We start from the raw sequence: 17,289 nt of genomic DNA, 5'->3' as shown, positions 1-17,289 counted from the left end.
GGTGGTACGGGCGGAGGATTGATTCTCCAAAATAGCAAGACGTTCTCGCGAAAGGTGAAAAGAAGTCTCTTCAGTGGGCTTGTTGCCAAAGGGCTATAGGTTTGAGTCCTGCCTGGAGCCATTTCGCTTTTAGTATGGCGCAGCGGAATTCAGTGCAGTACGGCCGTTCTTTCCACCCCAACACACCAACTGCTTGTGTATTGGGGACCCCGGTTCTTTGACGGAACAGCCATGTGATCATTTTTCTCCAGTCTCCAGCGAAAGCGAGAATGCTGTAGATGTGGAGAGCCAATCAGTTTAATGATCTGGATCTGCCTTCCTCCCAACTTTATCGCATACCGGCGCTTCCTCTCTACTCCCCTTCGATTTTTCAAGCCGTCGTCCTGCTCATCCCAAACGGCAATGGTGGTCTATGGACTCTAGGTCGCCACGTTAGGAGTTCCTAGAAGTCGAGCACTGAAAGCTTCGTCCATAGGAGGAGGTTCTCGATTCAGCTGGATTGAGAACCTCGAGTTGCACAGAGGTCTACTAACATGGAGTATACCGAGACTGAGTCAGATATTATGCCCGACATGATGGTCGTGATGAAGATATAGATAAAGTCTGCTTGAGATATCGTATTGCACTAATCTCTATCGTTATCGATATGGGTAAATATACTTATGCCAAGATTGGATCGATAACTTACTCGGGAAAATCGTGGAATCGATCTTGCTGCGAACAGGCATGCGAAACGTGACGTTTGTTGTGCGCTGTGTCCTTGCGGATCGCTAATTAAATCAAGGTGGGTGTCAATGGTACTGACACGAAAGTGTTAGCACCGTTTTCCCGTTTTCGAAAAGGAAACGGTGTAGCAAAACAATTCGGGCATTGTGATGTTTGTCACTGCTTATCGAGACGTTATTAATGAGGTGGCGTATTAGAGCGTAGGTGTCATATAGATAAGCCTGAAAATGGAACTGCTGGAGTTCCTTATTTTCCCTTCCTGACGGAAGCGCAAAGAGGCTGGAAAGGCTCTATTCATTGATGTTTAGATCTGTTGGTGGAGCTTCTCGCTTGCTGATTAGTCTGCTGTTTGAAGCCAGGTATAGCGACTATAGCTACTCCCTACAACTTAAGTGACATTGGCAACTTTGGGGTTAAGTGAATATTGTTATGGCAATCATTAGTGTAAAAGGTAAAAAGTGGAAACCTCCCCGGAGGGTCTCCACATAGTTGCGGAGTAGAGTTTAGTTCTTCGCAGATGCCCGCCGACCATGCTGGTATTTCGTTGTTTAGATTTCTCTAATCATTGTTTGTCCGATGCTTATGGCACCGGACAAACAATGACTTCTGCCGGATTTGGACCAAACATATCTTTTGGATCAGGTGTTTTATGTCAATGCGAAGATTCGCTGTAATTTTATTGGTAATTGCTGCAATTTTCTCTGCTTCTGGTTCAGCATTCGCCTATACCGCTCTCACAGTCAACACCACAAGTTTGCCTAATGCCACGGTTGGAAAGCCATATTCCGTAACTGCATCCGCGACCGGCGGCCAAACACCATATACCTGGGGCATCTCTTGGGGTTCCTTACCTGCAGGAATTACCATAAGTACAAGCGGCGTACTGTCAGGCACCCCATCGAAGAGTGGGACCTCTTACTTTACGCTAGCCGTGGCTGATTCCGGCCGCTCACAACAAACACAATATTATTCGGTAAGCTTAACAGTACAGAGCGCGCCCGCAGCTCTGGCGATCACGACAACCAGCTTGCCTAGTGGCACAGTGGGGACTGCGTATTCCAAAACCCTCACAGCCAGCAGTGGCGTTCAGCCTTATAAATGGTCTTTGGTATCCGGCTCTTTGCCGTCTGGATTGACACTGAGTTCTCAAGGCGTAATTTCCGGAACACCGAAGGCAAGTGGAAGCTTCCCAATTACGGTATCCGCTGTTGATAGTGGCTCCACTCCCCAAACAGCAAAGGCGAGTTTTACTCTCACTATCAAGAGCGCGACGACCTCCCCCGTTGCAATTTCGACAACCAGCCTTCCTAGCGGCACAGTCGGAACAGCATATGCAGCAAGCTTAGCTGCAAGTGGTGGTCAGAGTCCGTACACATGGAAGCTGGTATCTGGTTCCTTGCCGTCGGGGTTAGCACTAAGCTCTACTGGCTCCATCTCTGGAACGCCATCCGCAAGCGGCAACTTCTCGATTACGGTTTCAGTTACCGACAGCGCATCCACTCCTCAGACTGCACAGGCTACGCTGGCTCTTTCTATTCAGAGCGCAATAGCACCGCTGACGATTTCGACAACCAGCTTGCCTAGCGGTACAGTCGGCAAGGCGTATTCGGCAACTTTAGCTGCAACCGGAGGCCAAACTCCCTATAGCTGGAAGCTGGTATCTGGTTCTTTGCCATCTGGATTGACACTGAGTTCAGCCGGTTCCATCTCTGGAACGCCATCCGCGAGTGGTAATTTCTCCATCATTGTTTCCGTTACCGACGGCGAATCTACTCCGAAGACAGTGCAGGTTACGCTAGCTCTTTCTATCCAGAGCGGAAGTGCACCGTTGGCGATTTCGACAACAAGTCTGTCAAGCGGCATAGTTGGAAGCTCTTATTCAGCCACGATGACTGCAAGTGGTGGACAGAGTCCTTATCAGTGGAGTGTATCTTCCGGTTCTCTGCCCGCAGGAATTAGTTTGAGTTCAACCGGAACATTATCGGGAACTCCGACTGCGAGCGGTGCGTTCAATTTCGGCGTCCTCGTAACAGACTCATCATCTACAAAACAAGATGCTTCCGCAAACTTTACGTTGCAGGTCAATTCGACCGGCGGTGGCACAACCTGGTTCGTCCGTCCCGATGGCGGCACACGCTATTCCTCGAACAAGACCTCAGGGCAGTGCAATGGACAAGCTGACGCCCCCTATCCGGGTAGCGGCACCAACCAGAATTGCGCCTTCAACGATTTCCGCTATCTCTACACCGACGGCACCAAGATGGCATGGGTGATCGCAGGTGGCGATACAGTAATCGTTCGTGGTGGTCCATGGCGTGTTGGCCAGGATCCTACGGGAGGAGATTTCGGTAACAATATGGGCTATGGTTACTTGGCCTATAATCCTCCAATCCCCTCTGGAACCTCTGCTCGTCACACGCGCATCCTGGGTGAAAACTACGCTACTTGCAGCACCAGTCCGAAAACTCAACTCTTCGGTGGCGGCGGAGTATACACCGACCTATATTTGTCCGGAACTCAGTATGTAGATCTTCAATGCTTCGAACTGACCGACCATTCTCAATGCACCAACTGCACCTATAGTGTGGATGATTACGCAAAGAACGGCCTCATGACAGATGTGACAACCAAGAATATTTGGCTGCAAGATCTGGATATTCATGGTTTCACCGACAACGGCATCAAGGGAATGATTGGTGGCGTCGTCACGGTCAACAACATGCGTATTGCTACCAATGCTTTGGCTGGATGGGAGTTCGACGATGGAAGCGGCCAGTCCTCGACGAGTGCTGCCGTCAATGCCAGTCATCTGATGATCGAGTGGAACGGATGTAATGAGCAATATCCGATAACCCGCAACTATCCTGCTTTTGGCTGTGCCGATGACAATTCCGCTGGATATGGAGACGGTGTCGGTACCCCAAATACTCCGCTCAACTTCACCTGCGATCACTGCCTCTTCCGTTACAACACGCAAGATGGTTTCGATCTGCTGCACGTAACCGGGTCAAACATCACTGTTACGAATTCTGCTTCCTATGGCAACATGGGACAGCAGTATAAACTCGGCGCGATGACCAACATCGTCTTCCAAAACAATCTGGCCGTAACCAACTGTAATCGACTCTCGGCGCCGATTGGGGATATCGTATCTGGCTTCAATTCGGCCCTGCTAGATTACTGCCGTGCAAATGGAGATGGAATCACCATGTTCATCTTGGACGGGGGTACACTCCACTTCGAAAACAATACGATCGTAGGGTACTCAAACGTTACGCTGGATATTCAGTGTGGAAGCAATGGCTGCTCAAATAGCCAGCTTATTTACCGTAACAACCTCATGCGCGGATACTCCAACCCGAAATACAACGGTGGCCAATTGCCAGCCTTCGCGTACTTCTCGTCTGGATTGAACTTTACGCAAAGAGACCACAACCTGATTTACAACTACCTGAACAGTGGGTGCCCGAGCACGGGCTTCGCAGGGGAAGTATGCGCCGATCCGAACCTGGAGAACGAACCTGCGAGTATGACCGGTGAAAGCACTCTCGATAACTTTGACTTCAATCTCCTTTCCTCTACTCCTGCGAAAGGTGCCGGGGTTGCGGTTACGGGAATAACCACGGACTATAAGGGTGTCACGAGGCCCAATCCTCCCAGCATTGGGGCAATGGAGCCGTAGACTCAATACTTACTAGAACACGGGGAGAAAGCCTCTAACTCAATCCAGGTATGGGTAGTGATCCAAACAGGTCCTACTCTATACCTGGATTTTTTTGTGTGATGGACATTAGTGGGAACTGGTGCCACAAGAGATGCAGTGATGGTCAAAGTACGACGATTGTCGACCTGTCTCGATGAGCTCGAACTTCTCCAATGTTCTGGTGAACCGGTAAAGGCGGCTAATAAATGAATTTATCGATAGGAAGCGTTGCGGTTGGATTTGGATCGTGGCGTTTGTTTGAGGTGAGCATGCGGGGAATAGCCTAGTTGTAGAGATGTCTTCCGTGCTGCTTCGCAGACCAGAGCTGCATAGGCGCGTTCTGAAGAAGTTTGATTGGACGGCAATGTAACGCTGATTGCTGCAACTGTTGAAGAGCTGGAATCACGTACCGGTGCTGCCAGAACGAAATATCCGGGAAGAAGCTCTTCGTCGTTTACGGCATAGCCCTTAGCTGCGATCTGAGCGAGTTCTTCTTTCATCCTGGAAAATGTAACCATCGTTCGTTCCGTATATCGCTCAATTCCATTGGACATCAATTGCTTAACTTGTTCCTGGGGCATATCCATGAGGAATAATTTCCCCGATGCTGTTGCATGAAGAGCCCTCTTCAATCCCACATCCGCGAAAGCCTCTGTAGAGCCAGGATCGCCAGCGGAGTGGATAAACAAAACTTTGCCTTCGGATAGAACTCCGAGCTGGACCGTGCCTCCGGGAATCTGTTTTACCAGAGATTGCATGGGGAAAAACGCAGCACGATAGATTGCCGAGTGACGCAAATATCCTGAACCAACCCACAACGATTTTGGAGTTAGACGATAGAGCTTGGAAGTCGGAGCTCGTTCAACAAAGCCCCCTTCTTCCAGTGTGGCACATAAGCGATGTGCAGATGCTCGAGGAATGGACAGGATCTCAGCGAGATTCGAGACGCTTAATTCAAATGGTTCTTCTGCAAGTAACCCCAATACCTGAAAACAACGCAGGGTTGATCCCATTGCAGCCGACTTTGCCTTTTTGGGGATTCTCGCATTCACCGTCCATATCGTATGTCATTAGAGTGTGTTATGGGAAGTATGATTCAGCCGCTCCGGTTTAAGGCGCTATGGGTTGGGACGCTCTCAGTCGGCTCTGTAGAAAAAAGATTGACAAATTTCTGAAGAGGGGTAGAGTGAACGATGCATCCATAATTCAGGCATCTCGACCGGAATGCGGGCAATTATGAGAGCAAAACAGAATTCAGAGCCGGATTTCGATCCTCAGTCTCGGCAGGGAATCTTTTACGGCTGGTGGATTGTTGGGGCTGCCTTCCTGAATCTGTTTTTCTCCGTCGGGATTATCTATTACGGGTTTCCGGTTTTTTATCCTTCATTCGTTGCTTCTCTGGGTTTTACTCGTGCGCAAGTTACTCAGGGCTTCTTGCTTGGTTTTTTCGTTGTAGGTATTCCTTTTGGACTGTTGGCAGGAGCATTGATCGACTGGATTGGTGCTCGCTGGGTAATTCTCTCCGGGGTGGGCTTCATTGGAATCCCTTTGATCCTGATGGGCTTCATGACTCGTTTAATTGAATACGAGGGGCTATGCATGATGGAAGTCCTTGGATATACGCTAGCCGGACCGATTGCGAATCAGGTGCTGATTGCCCAGTGGTTTCGCGTACGCCGGGGACAGGCAATGGGCTACGCATATCTGGGGCTTGGACTTGGGGGAGTCGCTTCGCCGCTATTGGTCAATCTTTTGATACGGGAATTTGGCTGGCGCCATGCTTTGGAAGCGATAGGCACCACAATCCTTGTGGTGTTGTTTCCCGTAGGGGTGTGGGTTACGCGTTCTGCTCCGGCTGAGATGGGATTATTGCCGGATGGTGCTTCTCCGTCGGATTGCGAACTTGCTTCTGGAGAACCCTCAATATCCATCGGAGTTTTGTCTGCCATGCGCACTGCCAACTTCTGGTTGATTTTGTTGGGAACTACGCTGGTGGTCGGTGCTATAAATTCCGTGATCCAACACTACATCCTGTTAATAAAGGATTATGGCTACTCAACGACTACGGCCTCACATCTTTCCTCCTCGCTATTGACGGCAAGTCTGGGAGGAAGAGTCCTTGTCGGCTATTTAGCTGATCGTTTTCAAAGAAAGAATACGATGGCGTTGTTTTATTTTTTGCTGGGTAGCTCTATCCCGTTGTTGCTTTTAGCACATCAGCCTATTATGGCCTGGACTTTTGCGGTGGCGTTTGGTGTGGCCATGGGCGCAGATTATATGCTGATACCTCTTGTGACTGCGGATTGTTTTGGCTTGCAATCGTTAGGGAAGCTTTTGGCACTCGTTATCATGGGATACTCGCTGGGGCAGTGGCTTGCCCCATGGATAACAGGGAGACTATTTGATACCTATGGTAGTTACGATCCAGCGTGGAAGTTGATGACCTTAGCCTCCCTCGTAGGTGCTGTTGCGATCTATGCCATTTCCCCTCCATCGCAGAGAAGATTACCTCGAAGCACCCAAACTCAATGTTCGCGTATGGAAGAGTGAGAGATCAAATTGGAGTATTGAATAGCGGGTGAAGATGATGTCATTGGGAAAATGTAGTATTCGTGATGTCGAAGAACTCGAAGAAATTCTCAGTGCTCCAACAGAAGCGACGATCCGAATGATGGGCGCTCTGAATGGTGATCTCGTAATACTCGGAGTTGGCGGGAAGATGGGGCCAACACTTGCTCGTATGGCGAAACGTGCGTCGGACCTTGCTGGCATAAAGCGTCGTATTATCGGTGTCTCGAGGTTCTCCTCGTCATCTAATCTGGAAAAACGGCTGCAATCGTGGGGAATAGAAACTTACCGTTGTGACCTTCTGGATTCGAAAACGTATGCGCAATTACCCGATGCCGAAAATGTAGTTTATATGGTTGGCATGAAATTCGGCTCAACTGGTCAGGAAGCATTGACCTGGGCTATGAACGTCTTTGTGCCAGGACTTGTTGCCGAAAGATATCGGGAAAGCCGTATTGCTGCATTCTCCACTGGAAATGTCTATGGGCTTTCGCCTGTTTCTCGTGGTGGGTCGCTGGAAGGGGATCCGCTCCATCCAGTCGGAGAGTACGCCTTGAGCTGTTTGGGGCGCGAGCGGATACTTGAATATTTTAGTTACAAATATGCGACGAAACTCGCCATCCTCAGGCTTAATTATGCTGTAGAGCTTCGTTACGGAGTGCTCCTGGATATTGCGCAGAAGGTTTATAGCGAGCAGCCGGTTCCCCTTGAGATGGGATACTGCAATGTTATCTGGCAGGCAGATGCTTCCGCTATGAGTTTGCAGGCGCTGGCTCATGCGTCTGCATCGCCTCCTTTCATCATCAACATAACCGGGCCGGAGCTCTTATCTGTTGCGCAAATCGCTGAGCAGTTCGGAAAGTATCTGCAAAAGCCGATACGACTAGAAGGCACTGAGTCAAAGGATGCCCTCCTGAGCAACGCCCAGAAGGCCTTTGGGCTCTTCGGTAAGCCAACGATAAGTGCAGAGCAGATATTGCCCTGGATCGCAGACTGGGTCTTGCAAGGCGGAGATATTTTAGGAAAGCCCACACATTTCGAAACTCGCTCCGGCGATTTCTAAAGGGATTTTCGTATGAGTTGCACACTTGAGCCGCGGATTAGCCAGGAAATCGCCCGGGGAACGGTAATTCCGGCTCATCCCCTGGCATTGAATAAGTATCGGCGTCTAGATGAAAGGCGTCAGCGGGCACTCACTCGTTATTATGTGGCAGCTGGTGCAGGTGGCTTAGCGGTTGGCGTTCATACAACACAGTTTTCGATCCGGGAAGCTAACATCGGCTTGTATGAGCCTGTACTAGAACTTGCAGCGGAGGAAATGGATCGAGCCGATATCTCTCGCGAGCGGCCTTTGATTCGTATTGGAGGAATCTGTGGAGATTTGAAGCAGGCCCTCTGTGAAGCGCAATTGCTGCATAAACTTGGTTATCATGCCGGGTTGTTGAGCCTGGCTGGTATGGATAGCTCCGATTCGACAGCAATGGTACATCACTGTCGTGCCATTGCTGAAGTCATTTCCATCGTTGGTTTCTATCTACAGCCCTCAGTCGGTGGTTGTGTACTGAACTCTCAGTTCTGGCGTGAATTCCTGGAGATCGAGAATGTTGCCGCCATAAAGATTGCACCCTTTAATCGCTATCAGACCTTAGATGTGGTCCGAGCCGTATGTGAGTCCAATCGTCCGATTCCTCTCTATACAGGTAATGACGATAACATTGTGCTCGACCTCTTGACTCCGTATGTCTTCTCCAGTGGAAGGGAAAGACGGGAGGTCCGGATGACAGGCGGATTATTAGGCCATTGGGCGGTCTGGACGAAACGTGCAGTTGAACTGTTTAACGATTGCCGGGAGGTTATATGCAATTCTGGAGCCGTACCGAAAGAATTATTGCAGCGAAGTGTTGAGGTTACCGATGCAAATGCCGCGTTTTTCGATGTGGCCAATCAATTTTCCGGCTGCATTGCAGGCCTGCACGAGGTTCTTCGGAGACAAAGATTGCTTGAAGGTATCTGGTGCCTGGATCCGAACGAAACTCTCAGCCCTGGTCAGAAAGAGGAGATTGACAGGGTTTACGAGGCCTATCCCCATCTGCACGATGACGAGTTTGTTCGCGAAAGACTGGACGAATGGTTAAAACCATAAGTTACAGAAAAGGATAAAGGCTACATAATTCGCATCATCAGGTTCGATAACTTGGCGGACAATTTTCTCCATATCGATCGACGCGCCTTTCTTCAAGCTGCTGGTGGAGCTTGCTTGCTGAGTGCTGTCGATCCTGTCTTCTGTCAAGCTATTAAAGCCCCGCTGCCACTACGTTTAGGAGTCGTGGTATGGGGCCAACCAAGCCAAGAGATCGACGATGCAATCGCAAGCGTCGCTGCCTTAGGTCTGTCGACCTGCCAGATCGGTTTCGAACGGCTGGGTCCGGAAGTTGCTAAACCGTTAAAAAGAGCACTGGCAAAGTATGGCGTGGAAGCCACCGCCTTTTCCGAGCATGGTCCCGGACACAGAGTGTTTGATTTCTACAATGGGCCAGGGACGATCGGGGTTGTACCTCGGTCTACGCGCGAGGCGCGCATTCACAATCTTCAATTAGCTGCCGACATTGCCATGGAATGCGATATCCCTGCAATTCATACTCATTGTGGCTTCATTCCAGAGGACCCGGGCGATCCTTTATACAGGGAGTCAGTGACGGCGGTGAAGGCTGTTGCTATGCACTGTAAAGAACGCGGAAGGATCTTTCTGTGCGAGACCGGAGAGGAAACTCCGATTACATTGCTACGGCTGATTCAGGATGTTGGTACAGAGAATCTCTTTGTAAATCTCGATTTAGCCAACTTAATTCTGTACGGCAAAGGTAATCCTGTAGATGCGATGGACGTCATAGGGCATCTCGTTCGCGGGGTCCATGCAAAAGACGGTTTATTCCCGACAGATGGGCGAAATCTTGGGCAGGAGGTCCCCATTGGAGAAGGGAAGGTTGATTTTCCTGCTGTTTTTGAACGACTCAAGAGAGTGAACTACAAAGGGCCCGTCATGATTGAGCGCGAAATAGAAGGTCCCGAGCAGAGAAAGGAAATTCTCCGCTCTAAAGCCTTTCTATCGGAATTGATTGTAAGGGCCTATCGATAGTGCCTTCCTCGGTCTTCAGAAAGCCTTGGGAGGTTTGGTCAATACAGCGCAAAAGAAAGGATTCAAGAGATATGAATCGCAGAGATATGCTGCAGGCACTCTCAGTGGGCATATTGTCAGGCAAGTTTCTGTCTGCATCGCCGCTTAAGTTCAAGGGCGGATCTGCCGTCTCTTTATTGCCGGCACAGGCTTCGCATACGAGTCTCTCCAAGAAGACATTCCTTGTGGGAAGTGCTACGCGCAATCTTGATGAGTTTCGTGCCTTAGCCCAATCTGCGAGCCGACTAAAGCCTTACGGGGACGTTCAGATTGACATCAGTGTACTGGCGGACAAGAGTTGGTACGAAATGCCTGCAATCAACAGCCCGTGGCACGAATACGCTTGTGAAATGCAGTGCATGGCCAAAGTCTTTCCGCATCCGAAGATTGCCCCTTTTATTCCTCCCGATTGGGTCACGAAGAATCGAGAATTACTGATTGCCAAGGCAAAGATACTTCGACAACTTGGCATGAATGCGACATTTCATAGCGACGAGACGCATTATCTCCCGGCTGCTTTTTTTGAGAAATATCCTCACCTGCGCGGTCCACGCATCGATCATCCACGTCGCAGTAATCAGCAGGAGTTTACTTGGTGTGTGGATCTTGAAGAAATCCGAGAGATGATCACGTGGATGGCTGCAGAACTCAAGCGCAATGTCCCAGAGATCAAGACGATCATTAGTCACAATAACGATGCGGGAGGCGGTCTTTGCTGGAGTGCCGCATTGTACTCGGGCCCGAACGGACCTGCCCACTGCGCGAATCGGGATGTCGGAATTCGTGTGAAAGAGTATGCCGAGGCGATCCACCGGGGAGCGCAAAAAGCAGGCGGAGACTTTGTTATCCGCATGGATGGCAACTTCTGGCAAAACGAAGATCTTATTGTCCGGCGAATGTTGCCGCCGAACACATTTCTCGATAGCGGGGACGATCCGGCTGAAACCAGTGGTGAGAGCGCCTTCGGCTATCACATGATTGGTATAGGCAGCTTTATCAATACTGCAAATCCGATCAAGGGGCTTATCGATCCGATTGCGATTCTATCCACCCTCGATGGGGTTGAGACACCAGACACTGAAACCGTCGTGATCAACATTAGTCCCTGGTATTCACGCGGTGACGATTCTGTACAAACTGCCGAGAAACTTATCGAAATGGTACAGGACTGTCTGGAGGAGCCGTATCATGGCCTTTTATCTCAAATAGATAGGCTGCGAAAACTCGCTAAGCGTTGGGGCGGTGCGGAGAATACAGGCTCTTTAGTCGAAGCATTTTATGCGATGAATCAGGCCTTTCTCCTTAAGGGCGCAATAGCTCCTGGTTTCAGTAATACCTATTGCGAAGTTTCCATGCGCTACATTACCCGGCCTCTTCTATTTAAACCGGATGTGTTGAAGCCGGAGGAGGAGCGTTCTTTTCTACCCTTTGTTTTCAATGTCTCTGAGGTAGAAGCGCGCAATGATTATGCTGATCTCCATGGAATGCGTATGAAAGGTCCAAACTCGTGGGATGATGCGGGATTGCAGCGCGCGATTGGGCGTGCTCTTCATGCTGCTCAAGTTCTAGAGAACACGAAAGGTGCACCTGAACAGAAATGGCTTCAGCAACTGGCAATTTCTCTGCGGCTATGGGTAAACGCGCTGCGGTCCATGAATAACTTTTATTTTGCCCAACTCCTTCGGGATCGCAATGCCGCGGCAATTGGGAAGGGTCCCCACGTCCCTCCAAAGCAGTTCACTATGACAGGAGATGGTGACTATCTGGATTGGAATAATATCCAGCGAGATGAACTGGACAATACGACGGAACTCATCGCACTCCTGGAAAAAGGGGGTATGGAACTGATTGTTCACGCAGATCATAAACGATATGAGGATACGTTCTTGTTGGGGCCAGATCTTGTAGAAGCTTTACATCAAAAGGTGCGCCTGATGGAGCGCGAGTGGCAGGATGCACAACAATATTTAACCTCGCCGCTCAAATAAGCTTTAGCATCAGCGGTTGATTTCTAGTTTCCGAAGATGGAGCAAGTAGCCTCTCGGCGCTCCGGATATTATTGGATTTCAGGATCTTAGCGCGAGTTACGACCTTACTCTTCCCCTGCTTTCATGGACGCGGAGAACTTTGTTCGAATTGCTAGAGCATTTTTCGAATTAGTGTAGACTGAGCATGGCGAAACTCAGCGACAAGCAAAGCAATGGCGAAAGCCTACGAAGATGATCTGCGACGTAAGTTCCTAGCAGCCTATGATGATGGGAATGGGACGCTGGAGGAATTGGCAGAGCTATTTGGAGTAAGTGTAGGTTGGGCGAAGAAGGTTTCCAGCCAGCGGAAGCATAGTGGTCAAGCCGAGCGAGTTGTTCATCGTCCCGGGAGAAAACCACACGTCGGAGCCAGAGAGCAAAAGCAGGTAATAGCGTGGGTGGAAGCGGAGCCGGATTTAACGTTGGCTGAAGTGCAAGCAAAGTTGCACAATGAAGCAAGCGTGGAACTGAGCTTGGGGCGGATTTGGTTTCTACTTCGGAAACTGGGTTTACGGCTGAAAAAAAGTCGCTCTATGCCAGTGAACGCGATACCGAAGCGAACCGCCAGCGACGCCAAGAATTTGTCGCCAAGATCCAGGCGACAAGTCTGGAACGGCTGATCTTCCTTGACGAGAGTGGTGTGACAACTTCGATGACGAGGCGTTATGCCCGTTGCCTCGGAGGCACTCGTATACACGAATCTACTCCTGGAGGACAATGGAAAATCATGACCATCCTGGGAGCAATGAGTTTTCGTGGCATGGTAGCAACGATGACCATCGAAGCCGCTACCGATGCGGAGATATTCCTAGCCTATGTCGAACACATACTCTGTCCGGCACTGACAGCTGGCGATGTGGTGGTAATGGACAACTTGAGTTCCCATAAGGTCAACGGCGTACGGAGGCTGATCGAGGCCGCTGGAGCAGAATTGCTATACCTGCCGCCTTACTCGCCCGATCTGAATCCGATCGAAAAGGCTTGGGCTAAGCTCAAACAACTGCTTCGGGCTGCCAAAGCTAGAACCAGAGAATCCCTTGAGCAAGCTATAGCCGACGCTCTCAAGCTTATTTCCCCTGATAATGCTCAGGCTTGGTTCCGTCTCTGTATAAATGGTCTACACTAATTCGAAAAATGCTCTAAAGCCAGCGTGTGGATGGCGAAGAAGCAATTTGTAAATACCTGACGAATTAATTACTTTCTGATGCCTGATAGCCTTCCAGTAAGTAGACCCAGGAGGGCTTTGGGAAACCTATTGCTTCTATATGAAAATCAAGCCCCATTATTATGGCAGGTCCCGAGATATTCCTTGACACTAAATTCGAGTAGATGTAGAGTCGTTCGCACTGTAGATGGTGTGTCCACATTGTGGATGAACTAGAGATCAGCATAACAAGACGTAAGCGCTTGTCCTTTCCTCCATTGATGATCTTGATCCTGGGTAGGCCCGAATTCGAATACCAGATGCGGAAGATCCTGAGGTACAAAATCAACGCCGTCATTGTGAAAGCAGATTGACGTGCTTATGAGAGAGGCTAGTTATGAGAAGAAACTTGAGGCTGTTTGGGCTTGGGTCTCTTGCTCTTTTGCTGTGTGGGGCCATCGCTATAGCTCAAACCATTACAGGCTCGGTGCGCGGTACCGTATACGATTCCAGTGGCTCTGTTCTGGCTGGAGCAAAGGTTTCCATCACGAATACCGGCACGGGAGTAATCGTAAATACAGTTAGCGACAAGAGTGGTTTGTATAACTTTGAATTCCTGGTGGTAGGACAATACACCGTAACTGCTTCTGCTCCAGGATTTGAAACGACATCGATCGGTCCTTTTCGTTTACAAATCGATCAGATTGTAACGGTAGATCCCAAGCTACGGGTTGGCAGTGCCTCGACAACAGTTAACGTTATGTCGGAGGGTGCAGCACTTCTGAATGTTGAAAATTCTACGGTTAGTACTTCGATCAGCTCCAACACCTTGGAGAATATGCCGCTCAATGCGCAAAACGTTCAGATCTCAACATTGTTTGTCCCTGGAGCCATTAATCCGAATAGTTCTGCGATGGGCGGGCTTATGGGATCGGAGCGGGATGCCTATCAAGGCTATAACGAGGCAGCCGATGGGCAGCCTTCCTTTAATGGCAATCGCCAGCAGGCGAATAGTTACATTCTCGACGGTATTGACATCAATGAAACGATAAATAACTCCCTTGGTTACAATCCCTCGCCCTATTCGATAGAAGAAGTCCATGTGATTACGGGAAATGCGGATGCCGAGTTCGGAAATGTCAATGGCGGTCAAGTTGTCATGGTCACCAAGAGCGGAACGAATGAGTTTCATGGGAGTGCCTTTGAATACCATGAAGCCAGCGGGCTGACCGCAAACACGTGGGCGAACAATCATAATCGCGTGGCAAGAACGAATTTTACCCAGAATCAGTTTGGGGTAGCTATCGGCGGTCCGATCATCAAAAAGAAGCTGTTCTTCTTTGGCAACTATATCGGGTTACGCTACAACATCCCTCCCAGCCAAAAGACTTTCAGTGTCCCTACCTTGGCGGAACGAGGGCTTTCACCGACCTCAAGCTGTCCTTCAGGCTACGCCGATCTATCCGGTGTCTTTAGCGTAAACGGTGCACAATTGTATGACACCTCGAAGGGAACCAATACAGCCATCCCATATGTAAATAACTGCATTCCTATTGTGAATCCGGTAGCCAAGTTTCTGTTCAAAGCTGAAAATGAAAAGCTTTTGCCTCTGCCGAACACTTCTCCTACGGCTGGCACGTTGACCGGAAATAACTATATTGGCAAAGTCGCCAGCACCGCTCATAACGATCAAGGTGATCTTCGGGTGGACTATACGATAGATCAAAAAGATACGTTGATGGCTAAATACAGCCACGGTAGCGCCTGGGACACACAGACTCAGGTTGTTGTGCCGGTATTGTTCCCTTACGGCAACGATTATCCCTTTACCAGTGCCGCACTTGCCTGGACACGAATTATTTCACCTACAATCGTTAACAACGCACGGGTCGGATACACACGCATTCTTTTGAACCAGGGATCGGCGAGTGATCCCTCTGGAGTTTTTGGGAAAAAGGGTGATTCTGTAGTAGGCATTCCACTTGCGAATCAGGCGATTCCCGGGTTCACCTGGACGGCTCTTGGATCTTCCGACTTATCCGATTTCGGGACCCAGATCCTTGGCACCTATAACGAGGACAATAACTTTGACTATTCCGATACTCTCACTTGGGAGCACGGGAAACACGTTACAAAGTTTGGTGTCCAATTTCTTCGTTATCAGCAGAACTTCTTCTCTCCGGGGAATTTGGGTGGACTACTGGGGTCTTTTAACTATTCGGGAGTCTATACGGAGGATGCTTCAGGAGCGGGCGGCTATGGATTTGCCGATTTCATTCTGGATAAGTCTTCGAGTGCACAGATCGCTGGCGTTACCGGACCATTTGGAATGCGTCAGTGGCGTGACGCTTTCTTTATCCAGGATGATTGGAAGATCCTTCCCCATCTAACTTTAAATCTCGGCCTGCGGTATTCCTATGAGCAACCCAATTACGAAGCAAACAATAAGATGGTAAATGTAAATTTGCGGCGGGCAGCATTTGCTCCTGAAGGAACCCCGGTAAGCTTACTCCTAGACTATGCAGGCGCATACAACTCTGTCACCCGTAAGGTAAATAGCAGGGCTCTCTATAATCCGTATTATCTTGGCTTGATGCCTCGGTTTGGTTTTGCTTGGAGCATTACTCCCCGTCTCGTCCTGCGTGGTGGGTATGGAACGACCGACGAGTTGGAGTCTACTGGGACAGGACTACGGATGACACAAAATCCGCCCTTCCAACCATCCTTCTCACAGACTGCGGATATACCTACCGCAACCTCAGGTGGAACATGGTTTCAGGCCGAAAATGGATTTCAAACTACGGCCAGCAATAACACCAGTGTTGCCGGATCGCAGTACGATGTCTGGGATCCTTACATGCGTCCGGCTGTGATTCAGCAATTTAGCCTTTCCACGCAATATCAGCTGAATAATCATACTTCTCTTCAGGTGGGGTACGTAGGCCAGGTTGGCCAGCATCTGGCCGTTCCCATGTGGATCAACCAATATACCCAGGACCTTCCTTCCCCCTGCGATAATGCTTGTAAAGCCAAGATTGAGCCTTATTTTGCTCTGGTCGGCGATGGCGGCATTGTGATTGAGACAGCATCCAGGGCACTGTCGAACTATCATGCTTTGCAGACTACGCTGCAGCACAGGCAATCCAATGGTCTGGAGTTCCAGGTTAACTATACTTATAGCAAGTCGTTGACTAATAGCCCTGGATATTACGGCGTCGATAATTCCTCTCTAGCCGATCCCTTCTGGCAGAATGTCAACAATCCCCAGGGAGATTACGGCCCTTCGAACTTCGATGTCCGGCATATCTTAACGGGAATTGCAATCTATGAACTGCCGTTCGGCAAGGGAAGGCAATTTGGAGCGAATTGGAGCCGCCCGCTCGAAGAGATCTTGGGAGGATGGCAGTTGTCTGGTGGCTTACAGCTGAATACCGGATATCCGTTGTCAATTACTTCTGGTCCGAATTGTGCGAACCACTGCCCCGGTTCGGCTGATTCTGTCGTGCATGCGAATCAGTATGCGCCGATGAAAATCAGGGGCAGAGGGACAGTGAATGGTATCTTCAAGTGGTTCGGCACTGACCCATCTGCCACTCCCTGTACAGGTCGCAACTCAACCGATTCCAATAGTGCCTGTGCCTATGGTCGTGCCAATAATTTCGGCGACGCAAAGGTTGGTACTGAACGTGGTCCGGCTTTCGAGAATATCGATCTCTCTGTATCCAAGGGATTTCATACCTTCGAGAACCAAAACCTCAAGATTCGGCTCGATGCCTTTAATGCGTTTAACATTGCGAGCTATGCCAGTCCGTCAACTCGTATAACAGCCAACACTGCGAATTTCGGTGTAATCAGCAGCACTCGGTCTTCACCTCGGCAACTTCAATTGTCGGTGGTTTACCACTTTTAGTTTGTACAGTACATAATAGCTCTCTGTCATGGTCAG

Annotated in this window: 9 protein-coding genes; 8 read left to right on the top strand and 1 reads right to left on the bottom strand. The window is 49.6% G+C overall.

All coding sequences use genetic code 11. The features are described 5' to 3' along the window. Positions 1 to 1,375 precede the first annotated feature (1,375 nt). On the top strand, positions 1,376 to 4,408 hold the full coding sequence (locus AC6I7T_RS06475) for a putative Ig domain-containing protein (protein WP_497792515.1): 3,033 nt from the start codon (positions 1,376 to 1,378) through the stop codon (positions 4,406 to 4,408). A 233-nt stretch (positions 4,409 to 4,641) separates the two neighbouring features. Here AC6I7T_RS06475 and AC6I7T_RS06470 read toward each other — a convergent pair whose 3' ends face one another. Beyond that, on the bottom strand, positions 4,642 to 5,481 hold the full coding sequence (locus AC6I7T_RS06470) for an IclR family transcriptional regulator (protein ID WP_497792514.1): 840 nt from the start codon (positions 5,479 to 5,481) through the stop codon (positions 4,642 to 4,644). 184 nt (positions 5,482 to 5,665) lie between these two features. On the opposite strand from AC6I7T_RS06470, the gene AC6I7T_RS06465 reads away from it, so the two are divergent. From AC6I7T_RS06465 to AC6I7T_RS06435, 7 genes are all read left to right on the top strand, one after another. Next, positions 5,666 to 6,979, top strand: coding sequence for an MFS transporter (locus AC6I7T_RS06465; protein ID WP_497792513.1), 1,314 nt, complete (start codon positions 5,666 to 5,668; stop codon positions 6,977 to 6,979). 34 nt (positions 6,980 to 7,013) lie between these two features. Next, complete coding sequence (locus AC6I7T_RS06460; RefSeq protein ID WP_497794563.1) at positions 7,014 to 8,060, top strand: NAD-dependent epimerase/dehydratase family protein; 1,047 nt, start codon at positions 7,014 to 7,016, stop codon at positions 8,058 to 8,060. Positions 8,061 to 8,072: 12 nt separating this feature from the next. After that, positions 8,073 to 9,140: a dihydrodipicolinate synthase family protein gene (locus tag AC6I7T_RS06455; protein ID WP_497792511.1), complete on the top strand. Its 1,068-nt coding sequence runs from the start codon at positions 8,073 to 8,075 to the stop codon at positions 9,138 to 9,140. A gap of 51 nt (positions 9,141 to 9,191) precedes the next feature. Next, complete coding sequence (locus AC6I7T_RS06450) at positions 9,192 to 10,133, top strand: sugar phosphate isomerase/epimerase family protein (RefSeq protein WP_497792510.1); 942 nt, start codon at positions 9,192 to 9,194, stop codon at positions 10,131 to 10,133. Between the two features lie 71 nt (positions 10,134 to 10,204). Next, positions 10,205 to 12,160, top strand: coding sequence for a hypothetical protein (locus AC6I7T_RS06445; protein ID WP_497792509.1), 1,956 nt, complete (start codon positions 10,205 to 10,207; stop codon positions 12,158 to 12,160). 523 nt (positions 12,161 to 12,683) lie between these two features. Further along, entirely contained in the window at positions 12,684 to 13,325 is a 642-nt protein-coding gene (locus AC6I7T_RS06440; RefSeq protein ID WP_497788089.1) for an IS630 family transposase, read from the top strand. A 415-nt stretch (positions 13,326 to 13,740) separates the two neighbouring features. Then, the gene (locus tag AC6I7T_RS06435) at positions 13,741 to 17,253 is read left to right on the top strand and encodes a TonB-dependent receptor (RefSeq protein WP_497792507.1); all 3,513 of its coding nucleotides are present in this window, start codon (positions 13,741 to 13,743) and stop codon (positions 17,251 to 17,253) included. Positions 17,254 to 17,289: the final 36 nt, after the last annotated feature.

The sequence above is a fragment of the Humiphilus diazotrophicus genome, assembly GCF_059726315.1.
The sequence above is the reverse complement of the archived record's forward strand: the minus strand, read 5'-3'. Positions and strand labels throughout refer to the sequence as shown.

Coding starts and splice junctions, on each gene's coding strand:
- AC6I7T_RS06475 (WP_497792515.1), top strand. CDS start 1,376: ATGTCAATGCGAAGATTCGCTGTAATTTTATTGGTAATTGCTGCAATT.
- AC6I7T_RS06460 (WP_497794563.1), top strand. CDS start 7,014: ATGATGTCATTGGGAAAATGTAGTATTCGTGATGTCGAAGAACTCGAA.
- AC6I7T_RS06465 (WP_497792513.1), top strand. CDS start 5,666: ATGAGAGCAAAACAGAATTCAGAGCCGGATTTCGATCCTCAGTCTCGG.
- AC6I7T_RS06455 (WP_497792511.1), top strand. CDS start 8,073: ATGAGTTGCACACTTGAGCCGCGGATTAGCCAGGAAATCGCCCGGGGA.
- AC6I7T_RS06435 (WP_497792507.1), top strand. CDS start 13,741: ATGAGAAGAAACTTGAGGCTGTTTGGGCTTGGGTCTCTTGCTCTTTTG.
- AC6I7T_RS06445 (WP_497792509.1), top strand. CDS start 10,205: ATGAATCGCAGAGATATGCTGCAGGCACTCTCAGTGGGCATATTGTCA.